Raw genomic sequence first — 15,434 nt, forward strand, 5'->3', positions numbered from 1 at the left:
GAAATGCCCATGGCTGACCTGGCAGCAGAAGTGCCTGGACGCAACCGCGCCGCCCGCACGCTCGCGGCGACGGGCATCAACCACGCCATCCACGACGGCTACACCGACCTGATCTACGTGCTGCTGCCGGTCTGGCAGACTGAGTTCGCGTTGAGCTACGGGCTGCTGGCGGTGATGCGCGGGCTCTATTCCGGCGCGATGGCTGGGCTCCAAATCCCCGCCGGCCGCATCGCCGAACGGGTCGACGGGAGGACCATTCTGGCTCTCGGCACGGCGCTGGCGGCGCTCGGCTATGTCTTCGCCGGGCTGTCCGGCGGCGTCATCGGGCTGGGTGCGGCACTCCTGGTGTCCGGAGCCGGTTCGAGCACTCAGCATCCGCTTGCCTCGGCTGCAGTGTCGCGCGCCTACGGCAAGGCGGCGCGAGGTCCGCTCGGCATCTACAATTTTAGCGGCGATGTCGGCAAAGCGGCGATCCCGGCACTCACCGCGCTGTTGCTTGTGGTGATGTCGTGGCGGCACGCACTGTTGTTGCTGGCTATGGCAGGCCTGCTCGTCGCCGCTGGCATCGCGTTGCTGATGCCGTCGGTCGGGACCGGGACCACACGCAAGACGGCCGGCCCATCGCGGGCGGCTCACGCCGGCCGCGGCGGCTTCCATTGGCTGCTCGCGATCGGAATATTGGACAGCGCGGTCAGGATGGGCTTTCTCACGTTCCTTCCCTTCCTGCTGCGCGATAAGGGCGCATCCCTGCCGACGAACGGTCTCGCTCTCGCGCTTGTCTTCATCGGCGGCGCGGCCGGCAAATTCACGTGCGGCTGGCTCGGCGAACGCGTCGGCACGTTGCGTACCGTGCTTCTCACCGAAGGCGGAACGGCGGCGCTGATCGTGGCCGTGCTTGTGTTGCCCCTCGTGCCCGCCATCATCCTGCTGCCGCTGCTCGGCGTGATGCTCAACGGCACATCCTCCGTGCTCTACGGGACGGTCCCCGAGCTCACACCGCCGCATCGCACCGAGCGCGCCTTCGCGCTGTTCTACACGGGCACGATCGGATCGGGTGCCATCGCGCCGGTGCTCTACGGCCTGCTGGGCGACGCCGTCGGCCCGGCGCCGGCGACCGCGGCGACCGCCGCAACGGCACTTGCGATATGTCCGCTGGCACTTGCGCTGGCATCGCATCTGTCCGACGAGCCCAAGGGGCATCGTTCGGGCGCCTGAGGCGAGCGGCGCAGGCGGCTTTGACGGGCCTGCGGTTGTACGGGGTCTCGACCTCTCGGCCGCAATGCCCTAACGAGCGGCCATGGCGACCTCCTCACCCTGGCGCACGACCGTGCTGACGCTGTTTCCGGACATGTTTCCGGGGCCACTTGGCGTGAGCCTGGCCGGGCGAGCGCTGGCATCAGGTCTCTGGGAGCTCGAGGCGCGCGACATCCGGGCCTCCGCCACCGACCGTCACCGCAGTGTCGACGACACCCCGGCCGGCGGCGGGCCGGGCATGGTGCTGCGCGCCGACATTCTGGCGGCCGCCATCGATGCCGCGGAGATAGGCCCGGAGCGGCCCCGGTTGCTCATGAGCCCAAGGGGTCGGCCGTTGACCCAGGCCCGCGTCATTGAGCTGGCCCAAGGCCCCGGCCTGCTGATCGTCTGCGGGCGGTTCGAGGGCGTCGACCAACGGGTGATCGACAGAAGGGGCCTCGAGGAGGTCTCGATCGGCGATTACGTGCTCTCGGGCGGCGAAATCGCAGCTTTGGCGCTCATTGACGCCTGCGTCAGGCTCCTGCCGGGGGTCATGGGCAAGGAGGCCTCCGGAACCGATGAGAGCTTTTCCGATGGACTGCTGGAGTACCCCCAATATACCCGTCCGCAGCTCTTCGAGGGGGTTCCGATCCCTCAAATCCTGACCTCCGGCGACCATGCCAAGGTCGCGGCCTGGCGGCGCGCGGAATCCGAGGCGCTGACGGCGGCCCGGCGGCCGGATTTGTGGGCCAAGGCGCCGAATCGGCCCGGACGCCAAAAAACGCCAAAAAACAAGACAGACGGGTGACAAACGCTTTGGCTTGCCTTATAGGAGCGGCCAAATCCGCAATGGCTGGATAGACGAATTTCGCGCAGCCCCCGTTTCTCAAGGCTGGGCGCGCCGATGGAGATTTACCCATGAACCTGATCAAGCAGCTCGAAAAAGAGCAATTCGACAAGCTCTCCGCCGGCAAGGACATTCCGGAATTCGCCCCCGGCGACACCGTGATCGTCAATGTGAAGGTCGTCGAAGGCGACCGCACCCGCGTGCAGGCCTACGAGGGCGTCTGCATCGGCCGTTCCGGCGGTGGCCTCAACGAGAGCTTCACCGTACGCAAGATCTCCTATGGCGAGGGCGTTGAGCGCGTGTTCCCGCTGCTCTCCCCGATGATCGACTCAATCAAGGTCGTGCGTCGCGGCAAAGTGCGTCGCGCCAAGCTCTATTATCTCCGCAATCTCCGCGGCAAGTCGGCGCGTATCGTCGAGAAGCAGGACCGCGCGGCTGCCGTCGGCGAGTAAAACTCGGAGACAGGCATGTTTACGAAGAGCGCGGGGCAAGAACCCCGCGCTTTTTTGTTGCGCTCAGTCGTCATTGCGAGCGCAGCGAAGCAATCCAGGCTGTCTCCGCGGGTGCATTTCTGGATTGCTTCGCTGCGCTCGCAATGACGAACTTGAAACTCTCGCGCTTTTACCTCTGCATGCTATATAGCTTCTAGAATGTTTCCAGATCCGACCTGCCTCGCACCCATCCGGCGCATCGTCATCGATGATCGCTCGCGGCTGCCCGGCCGGTTCTTCGGACGCTTCGCGACCTCGGCAACGTCAGAGCTTAAGCGCGCAGCGTAAAGGCTGCGCTGACGATTTGCTGCCCCGCGCGACCGCGCATATCCGCTACACAATATTCCCGGAGCTGACGCTCATGTCCAAGCCGACCACACTGTACGACAAGATCTGGAACGACCATCTGGTGCACGAAGCCGACGACGGCACCTGCCTGCTCTACATCGACCGTCACCTGGTGCACGAGGTGACCTCGCCGCAGGCGTTCGAAGGCCTGCGCGCCACGGGCCGCAAGGTGCACGCACCCGAGAAGACGCTCGCCGTCGTCGATCACAACGTTCCGACCACCGACCGCACCAAGCCGAACCCCGACCCCGAGAGCATCGAGCAGATCAAGGCGCTGGCGGAGAACGCCAAGGAATTCGGCATCGAATATTACAACGAGTTCGACAAGCGTCAGGGCATCGTCCACGTCATCGGCCCGGAGCAGGGCTTTACGCTGCCCGGCACCACCATCGTCTGTGGTGACAGCCACACCTCGACGCATGGTGCGTTCGGCGCGCTCGCGCACGGCATCGGCACCTCCGAGGTCGAGCACGTGCTGGCGACGCAGACGCTGATCCAGAAGAAGGCGAAGAACATGCGCGTCACCGTCGACGGCAAATTGCCGGAGGGCGTGACGGGCAAGGATATCATCCTGGCCATCATCGGCGAGATCGGCACCGCGGGCGGCACCGGCTACGTGCTGGAGTATGCCGGCGATGCGATCCGCGCGCTGTCGATGGAAGGCCGTATGACGGTCTGCAACATGTCGATCGAAGGCGGCGCCCGCGCCGGCCTCGTCGCGCCTGACCAGAAGGCCTACGACTTCCTGCGCGACCGTCCCAAGGCGCCGAAGGGCGCGGCCTGGGACGAAGCGATGCGCTACTGGGAGAAGCTGCGCTCCGACGCGGGCGCGCATTTCGACCATGAGATCCGGCTCGACGCAGCAAAACTGCCGCCGATCGTGACCTGGGGCACAAGCCCTGAGGACGTCATCTCGGTGACCGGCTTCGTGCCCGATCCCGACAAGATCGAGGATGAAGCCAAGCGCATCTCCAAGCACCGCGCGCTGAAATATATGGGCCTCACCGCAGGCACCAAGATCACCGACATCAAGCTCGATCGCGTCTTCATCGGCTCCTGCACCAACGGCCGCATCGAAGACTTGCGCGCCGCCGCCAAGATCGCGGAAGGCAAGCAGGTCTCGGCCCATGTCAACGCCATGGTCGTGCCGGGCTCCGGCATCGTGAAGGAGCAGGCGGAAGCCGAGGGTCTGGACAAGGTCTTCATCAAGGCTGGCTTCGAATGGCGCGAGCCGGGCTGCTCGATGTGCCTTGCGATGAACCCCGACAAGCTGAAGCCTGAAGAGCGCTGCGCCTCGACCTCGAACCGCAACTTCGAGGGGCGCCAAGGCTTCAAGGGCCGCACGCACCTGGTGTCGCCGGCGATGGCGGCAGCCGCGGCGATCGCGGGTCACTTCGTCGACGTCAGGGACTGGCGGTGAGCCGCTCCCTGCAATTTGAGTGATCGTGGCAAGCCGCCGTTAATCGGCATGCCGACATTCTCGTCCTCGCGACGGTTTCGCGAGGACGCGCGCTATGGCCAACAAGCCTGAATATGTCGATCTGATCAGCGAGGCGACCCGCCAGCATCGGCGGCGCGCCGCGCCGCTGCGCATCGTCGCCAAGCCCGAGGTCGAGGAGACCTCGCGCCTCAGCCGCTGGCCGCCGGCGATGTTCCGGCAATGGAAGCTCGAGACCCTGACGCGCTGGAAGCCGGCGTCGTGGAAGCTGAAGGATTGGCTGTAGCCGACCGGTCCTGACGTTGCTCGTGTCATTCCGGGACGCACGAAGGTTTGCGCCCGCCGGCTAGCGCGGCGACATCACCACCACGGCCCGAAGCCGAACACGAAAGGATAGGGCACGGTGTAAGGATAAGGCCGATAATAAACGGGTCGCGCGTAGTAGTGGGGTTCGTAGGGCACGTAGCGCCGCGCAACGTCATGGTGTCGCGCGTGCGACCGTGGACCGAAGAACGCGACCCCCGCTGAGGCGTCCGGCTTCGCCACGGCCTGAGCAGCGGCGAGGCTTGGCAAGCCTGCGGCCAGCCCAAGAGCGACGGCCAGTGCAATCCATTTCGCCATGACGACCTCCGCCCTCAGCATGCGGGCTTCATCAGGCTGCCTGCAAGGAAAAACAGGTCCGGCTTTGCCGGACTGATCGGCGGCGCTACGCGGGCGTTAAACGCGTCAGCCGCGGCGCCAGTAGCAGCTCATACGCGGCACAATCACGGTGCCGCTCGGCCGATACTCCTGGACATAGGTCGCGTTGCACTCGCGGACCGCGTCGGGACCGGGATTGTAGCGCGGATAGACCCGATTCTCATCGCCATAGTAGTAGTAAGGCTGCACGCGCAGCCGGGTCGGCGGCCGCCTGCGCGGCGGCGGAGCGTCTGGCGGCGCCGCCTGGGCCAACCGGAGTTCGGGACCGGCGGTCTGGGCTTCCGCGCCGGTGCAAAATTGCGAAAACAACCCCATGCAAAGTAGAACCAGTACCGCTGTTCCCGCCCGCATCGTACCACCCGCCTGAAACAACCCCTTGATGCGCCGTACGCTCTCCGTTTTCGCGAACGGCGTCAACTCTTCGTCCAGTCCTATAAAGCCGGATGCATCACGAAGGAACCCGCGCTAAGAGAAGCGCATGTGGACGGATCTGAAAGCGCCCTCGCTGGCCGAGATGGAGGTGGTGGCGCACGACATTTTCAAGCACCTGCCGGCGCACTTTCGCAAGCTCTGCGAAGGCGTGATCATCCGGGTCGACGACTTCCCGACCGACGAGGTCCTCGATGAGATGGACTGCGAGAGCGAGTTCGACCTGCTCGGCCTGTTTCAGGGCGTCGGCCTGCCGCAGCAGAGTTTTGGCGACGTGGCGCGGCTGCCCAACATGGTCTGGCTCTACCGCCGCCCCATCCTGGATTACTGGGCCGAGCACGACGAGACGATCGGCCATATCGTCCGCCACGTGCTGATCCACGAAATCGGCCACCATTTCGGCCTCTCGGATGACGATATGGCGGCGATTGAGGCCCAAGCAGACTAGATCTGCCGAATTCGGCCTAGGATTTCCGCCCCGATCGCGATAAATAGCTTTTCCCCTGACCCACCCCGGGAAGCGCAACCATGGACAAGTTCACCACGCTGGAAGGCGTCGCGGCGCCGCTGAAGATCATCAATGTCGACACCGACATGATCATTCCGAAGCAGTATCTGAAGACCATCAAGCGCACCGGCCTTGGCAAGGGGCTTTTCTCCGAGCAGCGCTACAAGGACGATGGCAGCGAGAATCCGGATTTCGTGCTCAACCAGCCGGCCTATCGCAATGCCAAGGTGCTGGTCGCCGGCGACAATTTCGGCTGCGGCTCGAGCCGCGAACATGCGCCCTGGGCACTGCTCGACTTCGGCATCCGCTGCGTGATCTCGACCTCGTTCGGCGACATCTTCTACAACAACTGCTTCAAGAACGGCATTCTGCCGATCCGCGTCAGCCAAGAAGACCTCGACAAGCTGTTCGACGACGCTGAGCGCGGCGCCAATGCGACGCTGACGATCGACCTGCCGAACCAGGAGATCCGCGGTCCCGACGGCGGCAAGGTCAAGTTCGAGATCGACCCGTTCCGCAAGCACTGCCTGATCAACGGCCTCGACGACATCGGCCTGACGATGGAGAAGAAGGCCTCGATCGACACCTACGAGGACAAGCTCAAGCGCGAGCGCGCCTGGGCCTGAGATCGGCATTTCGGTTCGAGCCCCGGTGCTGTCAGCGCCGGGGCTTTTTCTTTGCCCTCGTTATCCCGTATAGCTTCGCCTCATGCTGCCCGAAATCGTCACCTTCTGGCATGGTCCGATGGATGCGCTACGCCAGACCTGTCTGCGCTCGCAGCTCGCGGCCGGTCACAAGGTCACGGTCTACAGTTTCGACACCATTCCCGGCCTGCCCGCGGGCGTCGGCAACGCCGATGCCGAGGCGATCCTGCCGCATGCCTTCTCCGAGAGGCTGCGGCCGCCGCAGCCGGATGGAAGCTGGCGCGACTGGACCACGCTGCAGTTCAGCGACTTCTTTCGGATGAAGCTGATGGCCAAGGGCCTCGGCCTCTGGCTCGACGCCGACGTGCTGCTCTTGAAACCGGTCGAGATCAATCCGGCAAAGCCTTACTTCGCTTGGGAGCGGCCGCGCCAGCTCGGCAACTCCGTGATCTACCTGCCGGCAGAGCATGGCATCGTCCGCGCCTTCGAAGAGCTGATGGAGCAGGAGGAGCTGACGCCGGACTGGCTGTCGCTGCGCCATCGCATCACGTTTGCGATGCGTCGCCTGCGCGGCGGCTCGAACCGCCTCTCCGACATCCGCGTCGCGATCTTTGGGCCGGCGGCGCTGACCGCACTCGCCCGCCGCACCGGCGAGTTGAACTGCGCGCTGCCGAAGCAGTCGTTCTACGCCGTGCATGCCGAGCCAAAGCTGTTCTTCGAACCAATGAGCTATCTCGGCCTCGTCACCAACCCCGAGATCATCGGCCTGCACGTCTCGCCAAAAGGCCGCGGCGGCCAGCCACCGATTCCGGGCAGCCTGTATGCGTGGGCGGCGGAGCGGTTTCGCTAGCTCCCATCTCGTGCCCCGACGCAGCGCAGCACGTGAGTGATGCGCTGCTGAGCCGGCGCCCAATAATTGCGGGACGATGGGTCCCCGCTCTGCGGAGCGGCACTTTGGACGATGCTCCGCATCGCCAAGCGCGCCGCACCCGCGTCCGGGATACGAGAGTCCTATTTGATCCAGCGCAACGCACTTTCCTGCAGCTCTGCTCTATTCGGCGCGAATTCCACGACTCGAATGGAGCGTTGCATGAGCACCGCAAGCAGGCCTTATCCCATCGTCCAGGATCTCATCGAGTCCTTTGCCGGCTGGCTGAAGCATCACCGCGAGCTGAACGAGATGCGGCAGCTCGACCGCTCCGACTTCAACCGGATCGCGGGTGATCTCAGGATTTCGCCCGACGATCTGGAGGAGCTGGTCCGTCATGGCCGGCACGCCGCCGACGAGCTGCCGAAGATGCTGGAGCAGCTCGGCATCAGCGCGGAGCGTCTCGGGCGCGCCCAGCCGTTGCTGCTGCGTGACATGGAACGCGTGTGCGCGCTCTGCGGCCACAAGGCGCAGTGCGACCGCGATCTTGATAGCGGCACCGCCGCCGAGAACTATCACGGCTATTGCGGCAACGCCTCGACGCTGGAATCGCTCGATCGCGCAGACCTCGCACCGCATTGATGCGGCGCGGTCACAACATCGCCGTTCGCCCTTCCTGCGCGGGCGGCCTACGCGTTGCGAGCATCTGCAGAATGCGCTGCAGCAGCAGTTGCGGAGCGAGCCGGGTTGGCAAAGCATCATCGCTGCACAGCTCGGCTGCCGCGTCTACAGCTCGCTTGGGGGTGCCGGTCAGCAGCATCGTCGTGTGCGGGCTGTGCTGCTTCACCCACGTCGCAATGCCGAACCCATCGCCGGCAAGTTGGATACTGCTGATGACGGCGCCGACGTCGAAGCGACGATCCTCAAGAGCTTCGATAGCTTCCTCGGTGGTTACGGCTTCCAGAACTTTGTATCCGCAGTCGCGCAGATACTGCGCGATGGGCATGCGCACCAGAACGTCATGCTCGGCCAGAAGAACCGTCCCCCGCTGCCCATGTCGCGGTGCTTGTTCCATCAGCCTCAACGGTGGGGGAGTCTCGACGTTCCTAACAGCCCGTCAATTAGCTGGATAACCCGCACGGGATCGTAGGGCTTCGGAACAAACTGATTGGCAACGAAACCGTTGGGCGGCTCACTCGAGGTGAGAACGACAGTCAGAGCAGGAAACCGCTCGCTCAGGACCAACGCAAGCGTCGCCCCATCCATAGATCCCGGCATGCGAATGTCGCTAAAGACGATGGAGACATCGGCGCCGGCATTCAGGACGTCCATGGCCTCATCGGCGGTGCTACATTCAACAACCTGGAAGCCAGAGCTGCGCAGCTCGTCGGCAATCATTGCCCGGATGAAATAATCGTCCTCGACCACCATCACCGCCGCACGCGAACAGGTGAAGCGGTCCAGCGACCTGTCAGGGCTTCTGATCATAGACGACCCGCTAGATGGTTAGGACCCCTCTTCCTTAAGCATTTCTCCTCATTGAGGTTCCTGACACAGCACCGCTATCGATCCTGATACTTCACCTAGGTTAAGCATCGCCGTTGAATGGTACACTCGCGCGTGCATCGGCGTTTGCCGAAACGCCCCCCGCAACCGTTCAATCGGGCTCGTTGCGGCGTATCGCGGAAGGCGAAGATTATGAGGCGAAGATTATTAAGAACGAACGCTGAGCCATCCGGTTACAAAGCAAACTCGCGAGGTGAACTCATGCGTCGTTCAGACCTGGCAGCCATCCTGTTCCTGATGTCTGGGATCATTCCCGTCACCGCGTCTGCTCAGCAGACAACGTCAGACACGAACCAATCCACGAGCCAAGCCGGCCCCGAGCGCCCCGCGCAACAGTCGGGCCAGTCGCAGGCCCAAGACACTCCAACTCAGCCGGAACGTACACCGCAACAGTCAGACCAATCTCGCGACCGGGACCGCCGCAACGCCGAAGACACACGGATCAATCGAGATTGGACGGCGCGGCAGCGTGGTGAGGACCGTATGGACATGGACCGCATGCGTCAGCGCCAGGGGCGCATGATGGACCAGGATGAAGATCATCGGACCACCGGCCGAAACTGGCGGCAAGACGATGATGACATGGATCGCGGCCGCAGATATGGCTCTGTGGACCGGAGCGAGGGCCGTTACTATGAAGTCCGGCCTCGTCCTCGCGTGAAGACCTGTATCGAATACGAAAACGGGGACGAGTTCTGCCGGTATCGCGACTAGCCGATGCAGTACGCGCCTTAACCCTTACCCATCGCAGCGATCGCGTCAGCGATCTCGATCGTGCGCCGCGCCATGTCGGCGTGCAGGCGTTCCACCATCTGGCCATCGAGCCGGATCGCGCCGCGTGACACATTCTCCGGCAATTCGAACGCCGCAATGATCTTGCGGGCACGCGCAACTTCTTCTTCAGGCGGCGTGAAGATCGCGTTGCAGGCATCGATCTGCGACGGATGGATCAGCGTCTTGCCGTCGAAGCCGAGATCGCGGCCTTGCGCGCATTCCGTCGCGAAACCATCGGAATTGTTGATGTCGCTATAGGGGCCGTCGAGGATTTCGAGGCCATGGGCGCGCGTCGCGAGGATGCAGTGGGTGATCATCGGGATCATCGCGGCGCGGCCCGGCAGCATCCGGATCCGCGTCTCCCGCGAGATGTCGTTGGGCCCGAACACGAAGCCCGACAGCCGCGTCTTCGGATCGCGCCCGGCTGCAGACAGCTCCTCGGCGTGCAGCACCGCGCGCGCGGTCTCGATCATGGCCCAGACCCTGACCGTCGGCGCGGCGCCGAACTCGGCCAGCCGGCGGCCGATCGTGTCGAGGTCCTCGACGCTGGAGACCTTTGGAACCAGGATGCCGTCCGGCGACGCCTTGGCCGCCATCGCGATGTCATCGGCCCACCAGGGTGTGTCGAGGCCGTTGGTCCGGATCAAAATCTCGCGCCTGCCGAACCCCTTGGCCGCGATCGCGGCGGCGATCTGGTCGCGCGCCACCGCCTTGGCGTCGGGGGCGACGGAATCCTCGAGGTCGAGGATCAGCCCGTCGGCGGACAGGTTGCGCGCCTTTTCAAGGGCGCGGGGGTTGGAACCGGGCATGAACAGATGGCTGCGGCGCGGGCGGGTCATGCAAGCGTTCCTTCCGGTTTCCTCGAGCGGGCTGTTACCGAAGCCGATAGCATCTGGCCTGCCTATTCGAAAGGCTTGTTCGCCCCTTCGGCATATGATTAGGCATGGGTCATGAGCACGTTCCCTCAGCACTTGCTGGACGGCTACAGGGCGTTCGCCACCCAACGGCTGCCGGCCGAGCAGAACCGCTACCGCGAGCTGTCAGTGAAAGGGCAGTCGCCGGAAGTGATGGTGATCGGCTGCTGCGATTCCCGCGTCTCACCTGAGGTGATCTTCGACGTCGGCCCGGGCGAGCTGTTCGTCGTCCGCAACATCGCCAATCTGGTGCCGGTGTATCAGCCCGATGAAGGCGCGCACGGCGTCTCGGCTGCGCTGGAATATGCGGTCACCGTACTGCGCGTCAAACACATCGTGGTGCTCGGGCATGCGCAATGCGGCGGCATCCGCGCCTTCGTCGACAAGATCGAGCCGCTCACCCCCGGCGATTTCATCGGGCGCTGGATGCAGATGTTCATCAAGCCCGGCGAGGTCGTCGAGCAGCGCGAGCACGAGACGATGGCACAATTCGTCGAGCGCATCGAGAAGGCCGCAGTATTCCGCAGCCTCGAAAACCTCATGACCTTCCCGTTCGTGCGCAAGGCCGTGGAGAGCGGCCACACTCAGCTCCATGGCGCCTATTTCGGCGTCGCCGAGGGATCGCTGTTCGTGCTGGACAAGGTGGCGAAGGAATTTCGCAGCGTGCGAGAAAGCGAATAGCGAATGGCGAGTAGCGAATAGAGGATATCCATTCGCTATTCGCCACTCCCTATTCGCTAACTACGCCGCTTTCTTCTTGGCGCTGATCAGCTTGCGGTTGATCAGGACCTCGGCGATCTGGATGGCGTTCAGCGCGGCGCCCTTGCGCAAATTGTCCGACACGCACCACAGCACGAGGCCGTTCTCCACGGTCGCGTCCTCGCGGATGCGGCTGATATAGGTCGCGTCTTCGCCAGCCGCCTCATAGGGCGTGGCGTAGCCGCCGGGCTCCTGCTTGTCGATGACGAGACAGCCGGGCGCCTTGCGCAGGATCTCGCGCGCTTCATCCGCGGTGATCGGGTTCTCGAACTCGATGTTGACGGCCTCGGAGTGGCCGACGAACACCGGCACGCGCACGCAGGTCGCGGAGAGCTTGATCTTGGGATCAAGAATCTTCTTGGTCTCCGCCATCATCTTCCACTCTTCCTTGGTGTAGCCGTCCTCCATGAAGACGTCGATGTGGGGGATGACATTGAAGGCGATGCGTTTGGGGAATTTCTTCGCGATCAGCTCGTCATTGGTGTAGACGGCCTTGGTCTGCGAGAACAACTCGTCCATCGCATCCTTGCCGGCGCCCGACACCGACTGATAGGTCGAGACGACGACGCGCTTGATCGTCGCCTTGTCGTGCAGCGGCTTCAGCGCGACGACGAGCTGCGCCGTCGAGCAGTTCGGGTTGGCGATGATGTTCTTCTTCGAGAAGTCCTTGGTCGCGTCCGCATTCACTTCCGGCACGATCAGCGGCACGTCCGGATCCATGCGCCAGGCCGAGGAATTGTCGATCACGACCGCACCGGCGGCACCGATCTTCGGCGACCATTCCTTCGACACCGAACCGCCCGCCGACATCAGGCAGATGTCGATGTCGGAGAAGTCGTAATGCTCGAGCGCTTTGACCTTCAAGGTGCGGTCGCCATAGGAGACTTCGACGCCGACGCTGCGGCGCGACGCCAGCGCCACGACCTCGTCCGCGGGGAATTTACGCTCATCCAAAATGTTGAGCATTTCCCGTCCGACGTTGCCGGTCGCTCCGACGACTGCGACTTTGTAACCCATCGTTCACTCTCCGATGAAAAAGGCCCTCCTGCGAGATCACGCGCAAGCAGGAAGAGCAGCGCTTCTATGCGAGAACCGGCCTCAAGACAACGTTCGACCGTATCTGAAGGCAGTGAATGCAGGCGTTCCCGGTCGGCCCGGCCGCTACTCCCACCAGGACCAGCATCCTTCTGGCGCTCGCCGGCTTTGCCGACGAGGTCGTCGGCACGCTGGCGCACCTGTTCGCCTATGTGGGGGCGCTGGCGCTCCTTGCCATCCTCGGCGTTGCGGCTCTCGGCCAGCTCCCGGACCTGAGCAACGATGAGCCCGCGCTGAAGCCGGGCTGGAGCGTCGCCGACCGCTCGCATCCGGCATTCGCTCTCAGCCGACTTGATTCATCTGAAAAATCAGCCTCTTACATCATTCTCCGACACCCCGGCGGCGGCCGCAGGGACGTCATGCGCTGGACCGGCGAGGCCGATGGGATCGTCGCCGAGCTCGACATCTACCGGCCCGGCGGCGAATTCGACGCAGGCCAGCCGGCCTCCGCCATCCTGGCCAGCGTGATGGGCGCAACAGTGCCGCTCGAGCAAGCCGGACTGATCGACACGAAATTCGGACCGGTCGCGCTGTTCCGCTCCGGCGGGACGGCGGGGGAGACCCGGTCGTGCCTGGGCTTTCTCAAGCGCAGCGTCGACCCGGCGCTCCATATCTCCGGGTTCTCTTGCCAGGGCGACACCCCGCCCGCGCAGCGCGCGGCGATCGCCTGCACGCTGAACCGGCTGACGCTTTTGACCGCGGGCAATGAGCCGAAGCTGGCGGAATTGTTCGCCCATGCCGAGCTCAGGCGCCGTCCGTGCGGCCCAACCGGATCGCCGGATTGGCTGCTGGGAGCCGAGCAGGCGCAGTTGCGCGGGACGCTTTGACCGGCATCAAGGTCAAGTCGCTGGCTTTCATGCAACTTTTGACTGCGCGTACGATTATTCCGTTCTGGTGTGACCCAATAGACCTAGTTGTGGCCGCCCCTGTCGGGCTAGTATGGGGTGAAATTGATTGGCGGCTTGCCGCCTGAAGGGGACGTGATGAGCTCGAAATTCTCTGCCGCGAACAAATTGGCGATCTGGCTTGCGGCGGGCGCCGTGATTGCCGCAGGGCTCACGACGCCGGCCTCGGCCGAGACCAGGAAGCAGCGCTATGACGGCGCGAGCGGTCCCAACGCGGTCTATCAGCAGGGCCCGCGCACCCGCCTCTATGTGAGCAAGCGCTCCTGGCTCGATGGCGGCACCGAGGTCAATCCGGGCGACCGCAAGTTCATGGACTATGCGTTCCCGTCGCCGTACGGGTACCCGACTTTCGCGCGCGAGAACAACAACCGTCCGATCGATCGCCAGCCGCTGTCTACACCGTCCGACGTCGGCGGCTATCCGCGGAATTTCCCGCTTTACTGAAGCGCATATAGCGGACCGAATCGAAAAGGCCGGGCGAGAGCCCGGCCATTTATTTTGGAGATCCCGTAGGGTGGGCTAGCGCAGCGTAACCCACCTCTTTGGCTTCCGCGGAGATAGAAGTGGTGGGTTACGCCGAACGGATTGCGCTTCGCGCAGCCGCAGGGCTAATCCACCCTCAGATGCGCCGCTTGCCGCTTACGCGTGCAGCTTCTGCAATTCCTTCAGGATCGCTTCGCCCATCTGCGTGGTCGAGGCGGCGGTGGTGCCTTCCGACTTGATGTCGGCGGTGCGCAGGCCGCTCGCGAGCACGGCGGCGATCGCCTGGTCGACCTTGTCGGCGAGCGCGCCCATGTCGAAGGAATAGCGCAGCGCCATGCCGAAGGACGAGATCATCGCGATCGGATTGGCGAGGCCCCTGCCGGCGATGTCGGGCGCCGAGCCGTGCACCGGCTCGTACAGCGCCTTGCGCTTCTTGCTCTTCACGTCGACCTCGCCGAGCGAGGCCGACGGCAACATGCCGAGCGAGCCCGTCAGCATCGCCGCGATGTCGGAGAGCATGTCGCCGAACAGGTTGTCGGTGACGATGACGTCGAACTGCTTCGGCCACTTCACCAGCATCATGCCGCCGGAATCGGCGAGCTGATGCTCGAGCGTGACGTCTGCATATTCGCGCTTGTGGACCTGCGTCACCACCTCGTTCCAGAGCACGCCCGACTTCATGACGTTGCGCTTTTCCATCGACGTCACCTTGTTGCGGCGCTTCTTGGCAAGGTCGAAGGCGACGCGGGCGATGCGCTCGATCTCATAGGTGTCGTAGACCTGGGTATCGATGGCGCGCTTCTGGCCGTTGCCGAGATCGGTGATGGTCTTGGGCTCGCCGAAATAGACGCCGCCGGTGAGCTCGCGCACGATGACGATATCGAGGCCTTCGACCGCCTCGCGCTTCAGGCTCGAGGCATCGGCCAGCGCCGGGTAGCACACGGCGGGACGGAGGTTGGCGAACAGGCCGAGATCCTTGCGGAGGCGCAACAGGCCGGCTTCCGGGCGCACCTCGTAAGGCACGGCATCCCACTTGGGGCCGCCGACCGCGCCGAAAATTACGGCATCGGCATCCCTGGCCTTGGCCATGTCGCCTTCCGAGATCGATACCTTGTGGGCGTCATAGGCGGCGCCGCCGACGAGCCCGCTCTCGGTCTCGAATTTGGCAATGCCTGCCGAATTGAGCCAGTCGATCAGCCGCTTCACCTCGCCCATCACTTCCGGGCCGATGCCGTCGCCGGGGAGCAGCAGCAATTTGTGGGTCGCCATGACGTTTTTTCCTCCATTTCGTCATGGCCGGGCTTGTCCCGGCCATCCACGTCTCGCCTGGGTGGCGCAGAAGGCGTGGATGCCCGGCACAAGGCCGGGCATGACGGCGCCTCGTGAATTTCGGCCGGAGTGCTAGAGCGGCATTGCGCGCTTGGCAAGACACC

The 15,434-nt window shown here is 64.1% G+C and carries 20 protein-coding genes; 13 read left to right on the top strand and 7 right to left on the bottom strand.

Annotated elements, in window-relative coordinates; all coding sequences use genetic code 11:
* The first annotated feature begins 9 nt into the window (after positions 1 to 9).
* The 5 genes from MTR72_RS12545 (at position 10) to MTR72_RS12565 (ending at position 4,643) form a co-directional block, all read left to right on the top strand.
* The gene (locus tag MTR72_RS12545; protein WP_280967654.1) at positions 10 to 1,215 is read left to right on the top strand and encodes an MFS transporter; all 1,206 of its coding nucleotides are present in this window, start codon (positions 10 to 12) and stop codon (positions 1,213 to 1,215) included.
* An 82-nt stretch (positions 1,216 to 1,297) separates the two neighbouring features.
* Positions 1,298 to 2,041 (top strand): tRNA (guanosine(37)-N1)-methyltransferase TrmD, encoded by a 744-nt coding sequence (trmD, locus tag MTR72_RS12550; protein ID WP_280967653.1) that lies wholly within the window; start codon positions 1,298 to 1,300, stop codon positions 2,039 to 2,041.
* Positions 2,042 to 2,151: 110 nt separating this feature from the next.
* Positions 2,152 to 2,532 (top strand): 50S ribosomal protein L19, encoded by a 381-nt coding sequence (rplS, locus tag MTR72_RS12555; protein ID WP_063707858.1) that lies wholly within the window; start codon positions 2,152 to 2,154, stop codon positions 2,530 to 2,532.
* A 400-nt stretch (positions 2,533 to 2,932) separates the two neighbouring features.
* Positions 2,933 to 4,339, top strand: coding sequence for a 3-isopropylmalate dehydratase large subunit (gene leuC / locus MTR72_RS12560; protein WP_280967652.1), 1,407 nt, complete (start codon positions 2,933 to 2,935; stop codon positions 4,337 to 4,339).
* Between the two features lie 94 nt (positions 4,340 to 4,433).
* Entirely contained in the window at positions 4,434 to 4,643 is a 210-nt protein-coding gene (locus MTR72_RS12565; protein ID WP_280967651.1) for a hypothetical protein, read from the top strand.
* Between the two features lie 74 nt (positions 4,644 to 4,717).
* On the opposite strand, the gene MTR72_RS12570 is transcribed toward MTR72_RS12565, so the two are convergent.
* The gene (locus MTR72_RS12570; protein ID WP_341510388.1) at positions 4,718 to 4,978 is read right to left on the bottom strand and encodes a hypothetical protein; all 261 of its coding nucleotides are present in this window, start codon (positions 4,976 to 4,978) and stop codon (positions 4,718 to 4,720) included.
* A gap of 105 nt (positions 4,979 to 5,083) precedes the next feature.
* Complete coding sequence (locus MTR72_RS12575; protein WP_280967649.1) at positions 5,084 to 5,371, bottom strand: hypothetical protein; 288 nt, start codon at positions 5,369 to 5,371, stop codon at positions 5,084 to 5,086.
* 163 nt (positions 5,372 to 5,534) lie between these two features.
* Between MTR72_RS12575 and MTR72_RS12580 the strand changes: the two genes are divergently transcribed.
* The 4 genes from MTR72_RS12580 (at position 5,535) to MTR72_RS12595 (ending at position 8,147) form a co-directional block, all read left to right on the top strand.
* Positions 5,535 to 5,933 (top strand): metallopeptidase family protein, encoded by a 399-nt coding sequence (locus tag MTR72_RS12580; RefSeq protein ID WP_280967648.1) that lies wholly within the window; start codon positions 5,535 to 5,537, stop codon positions 5,931 to 5,933.
* An 80-nt stretch (positions 5,934 to 6,013) separates the two neighbouring features.
* Complete coding sequence (leuD, locus tag MTR72_RS12585) at positions 6,014 to 6,619, top strand: 3-isopropylmalate dehydratase small subunit (RefSeq protein WP_008539074.1); 606 nt, start codon at positions 6,014 to 6,016, stop codon at positions 6,617 to 6,619.
* Between the two features lie 82 nt (positions 6,620 to 6,701).
* Entirely contained in the window at positions 6,702 to 7,487 is a 786-nt protein-coding gene (locus tag MTR72_RS12590; RefSeq protein ID WP_280967647.1) for a hypothetical protein, read from the top strand.
* A gap of 240 nt (positions 7,488 to 7,727) precedes the next feature.
* Positions 7,728 to 8,147, top strand: coding sequence for a hypothetical protein (locus tag MTR72_RS12595; protein WP_280967646.1), 420 nt, complete (start codon positions 7,728 to 7,730; stop codon positions 8,145 to 8,147).
* A 10-nt stretch (positions 8,148 to 8,157) separates the two neighbouring features.
* Here the strand turns inward: MTR72_RS12595 and MTR72_RS12600 are convergent, their stop codons facing one another.
* Both MTR72_RS12600 and MTR72_RS12605 read right to left on the bottom strand, forming a co-directional pair.
* Complete coding sequence (locus tag MTR72_RS12600; RefSeq protein WP_280967645.1) at positions 8,158 to 8,580, bottom strand: response regulator; 423 nt, start codon at positions 8,578 to 8,580, stop codon at positions 8,158 to 8,160.
* 5 nt (positions 8,581 to 8,585) lie between these two features.
* The gene (locus tag MTR72_RS12605; protein ID WP_280967644.1) at positions 8,586 to 8,993 is read right to left on the bottom strand and encodes a response regulator; all 408 of its coding nucleotides are present in this window, start codon (positions 8,991 to 8,993) and stop codon (positions 8,586 to 8,588) included.
* Positions 8,994 to 9,272: 279 nt separating this feature from the next.
* On the opposite strand from MTR72_RS12605, the gene MTR72_RS12610 reads away from it, so the two are divergent.
* Positions 9,273 to 9,785: a hypothetical protein gene (locus MTR72_RS12610; RefSeq protein WP_280967643.1), complete on the top strand. Its 513-nt coding sequence runs from the start codon at positions 9,273 to 9,275 to the stop codon at positions 9,783 to 9,785.
* A gap of 17 nt (positions 9,786 to 9,802) precedes the next feature.
* On the opposite strand, the gene MTR72_RS12615 is transcribed toward MTR72_RS12610, so the two are convergent.
* A complete protein-coding gene (locus MTR72_RS12615; protein WP_280967642.1) occupies positions 9,803 to 10,684 on the bottom strand; it encodes an HpcH/HpaI aldolase/citrate lyase family protein in 882 nt (293 codons plus the stop codon).
* A gap of 111 nt (positions 10,685 to 10,795) precedes the next feature.
* Between MTR72_RS12615 and MTR72_RS12620 the strand changes: the two genes are divergently transcribed.
* Positions 10,796 to 11,440, top strand: a complete 645-nt coding sequence (locus MTR72_RS12620; protein ID WP_280967641.1) for a carbonic anhydrase — start codon at positions 10,796 to 10,798, stop codon at positions 11,438 to 11,440.
* Between the two features lie 60 nt (positions 11,441 to 11,500).
* Here MTR72_RS12620 and MTR72_RS12625 read toward each other — a convergent pair whose 3' ends face one another.
* Positions 11,501 to 12,535 carry an aspartate-semialdehyde dehydrogenase gene (locus MTR72_RS12625; RefSeq protein WP_280967640.1) on the bottom strand — a complete coding sequence of 345 codons (1,035 nt, stop codon included), beginning with the start codon at positions 12,533 to 12,535 and terminating at the stop codon, positions 11,501 to 11,503.
* Between the two features lie 116 nt (positions 12,536 to 12,651).
* Here MTR72_RS12625 and MTR72_RS12630 point away from each other — a divergent pair, with 116 nt between their 5' ends.
* Together MTR72_RS12630 and MTR72_RS12635 are read left to right on the top strand one after the other, a co-directional pair.
* The gene (locus MTR72_RS12630) at positions 12,652 to 13,440 is read left to right on the top strand and encodes a hypothetical protein (protein WP_341510389.1); all 789 of its coding nucleotides are present in this window, start codon (positions 12,652 to 12,654) and stop codon (positions 13,438 to 13,440) included.
* A 156-nt stretch (positions 13,441 to 13,596) separates the two neighbouring features.
* Positions 13,597 to 13,962, top strand: a complete 366-nt coding sequence (locus MTR72_RS12635) for a hypothetical protein (protein WP_280967638.1) — start codon at positions 13,597 to 13,599, stop codon at positions 13,960 to 13,962.
* A 195-nt stretch (positions 13,963 to 14,157) separates the two neighbouring features.
* Here the strand turns inward: MTR72_RS12635 and leuB are convergent, their stop codons facing one another.
* Complete coding sequence (leuB, locus tag MTR72_RS12640) at positions 14,158 to 15,270, bottom strand: 3-isopropylmalate dehydrogenase (RefSeq protein ID WP_280967637.1); 1,113 nt, start codon at positions 15,268 to 15,270, stop codon at positions 14,158 to 14,160.
* Between the last annotated feature and the right edge of the window lie 164 nt (positions 15,271 to 15,434).

The sequence above is a fragment of the Bradyrhizobium sp. ISRA442 genome (assembly GCF_038085055.1).
Taxonomy (GTDB): Bacteria; Pseudomonadota; Alphaproteobacteria; order Rhizobiales; family Xanthobacteraceae; genus Bradyrhizobium.

Bases quoted from the DNA above. Each gene is read 5' to 3' on its own strand.
- MTR72_RS12605 (WP_280967644.1), bottom strand. From the start codon at position 8,993: ATGATCAGAAGCCCTGACAGGTCGCTGGACCGCTTCACCTGTTCGCGT.
- leuC (WP_280967652.1), top strand. From the start codon at position 2,933: ATGTCCAAGCCGACCACACTGTACGACAAGATCTGGAACGACCATCTG.
- leuB (WP_280967637.1), bottom strand. From the start codon at position 15,270: ATGGCGACCCACAAATTGCTGCTGCTCCCCGGCGACGGCATCGGCCCG.
- MTR72_RS12590 (WP_280967647.1), top strand. From the start codon at position 6,702: ATGCTGCCCGAAATCGTCACCTTCTGGCATGGTCCGATGGATGCGCTA.
- MTR72_RS12625 (WP_280967640.1), bottom strand. From the start codon at position 12,535: ATGGGTTACAAAGTCGCAGTCGTCGGAGCGACCGGCAACGTCGGACGG.
- MTR72_RS12570 (WP_341510388.1), bottom strand. From the start codon at position 4,978: ATGGCGAAATGGATTGCACTGGCCGTCGCTCTTGGGCTGGCCGCAGGC.
- MTR72_RS12600 (WP_280967645.1), bottom strand. From the start codon at position 8,580: ATGGAACAAGCACCGCGACATGGGCAGCGGGGGACGGTTCTTCTGGCC.
- MTR72_RS12575 (WP_280967649.1), bottom strand. From the start codon at position 5,371: ATGGGGTTGTTTTCGCAATTTTGCACCGGCGCGGAAGCCCAGACCGCC.
- MTR72_RS12610 (WP_280967643.1), top strand. From the start codon at position 9,273: ATGCGTCGTTCAGACCTGGCAGCCATCCTGTTCCTGATGTCTGGGATC.
- MTR72_RS12630 (WP_341510389.1), top strand. From the start codon at position 12,652: ATGCAGGCGTTCCCGGTCGGCCCGGCCGCTACTCCCACCAGGACCAGC.
- MTR72_RS12565 (WP_280967651.1), top strand. From the start codon at position 4,434: ATGGCCAACAAGCCTGAATATGTCGATCTGATCAGCGAGGCGACCCGC.
- MTR72_RS12580 (WP_280967648.1), top strand. From the start codon at position 5,535: ATGTGGACGGATCTGAAAGCGCCCTCGCTGGCCGAGATGGAGGTGGTG.
- MTR72_RS12595 (WP_280967646.1), top strand. From the start codon at position 7,728: ATGAGCACCGCAAGCAGGCCTTATCCCATCGTCCAGGATCTCATCGAG.
- MTR72_RS12615 (WP_280967642.1), bottom strand. From the start codon at position 10,684: ATGACCCGCCCGCGCCGCAGCCATCTGTTCATGCCCGGTTCCAACCCC.
- MTR72_RS12545 (WP_280967654.1), top strand. From the start codon at position 10: ATGGCTGACCTGGCAGCAGAAGTGCCTGGACGCAACCGCGCCGCCCGC.
- leuD (WP_008539074.1), top strand. From the start codon at position 6,014: ATGGACAAGTTCACCACGCTGGAAGGCGTCGCGGCGCCGCTGAAGATC.
- trmD (WP_280967653.1), top strand. From the start codon at position 1,298: ATGGCGACCTCCTCACCCTGGCGCACGACCGTGCTGACGCTGTTTCCG.
- MTR72_RS12620 (WP_280967641.1), top strand. From the start codon at position 10,796: ATGAGCACGTTCCCTCAGCACTTGCTGGACGGCTACAGGGCGTTCGCC.
- rplS (WP_063707858.1), top strand. From the start codon at position 2,152: ATGAACCTGATCAAGCAGCTCGAAAAAGAGCAATTCGACAAGCTCTCC.
- MTR72_RS12635 (WP_280967638.1), top strand. From the start codon at position 13,597: ATGAGCTCGAAATTCTCTGCCGCGAACAAATTGGCGATCTGGCTTGCG.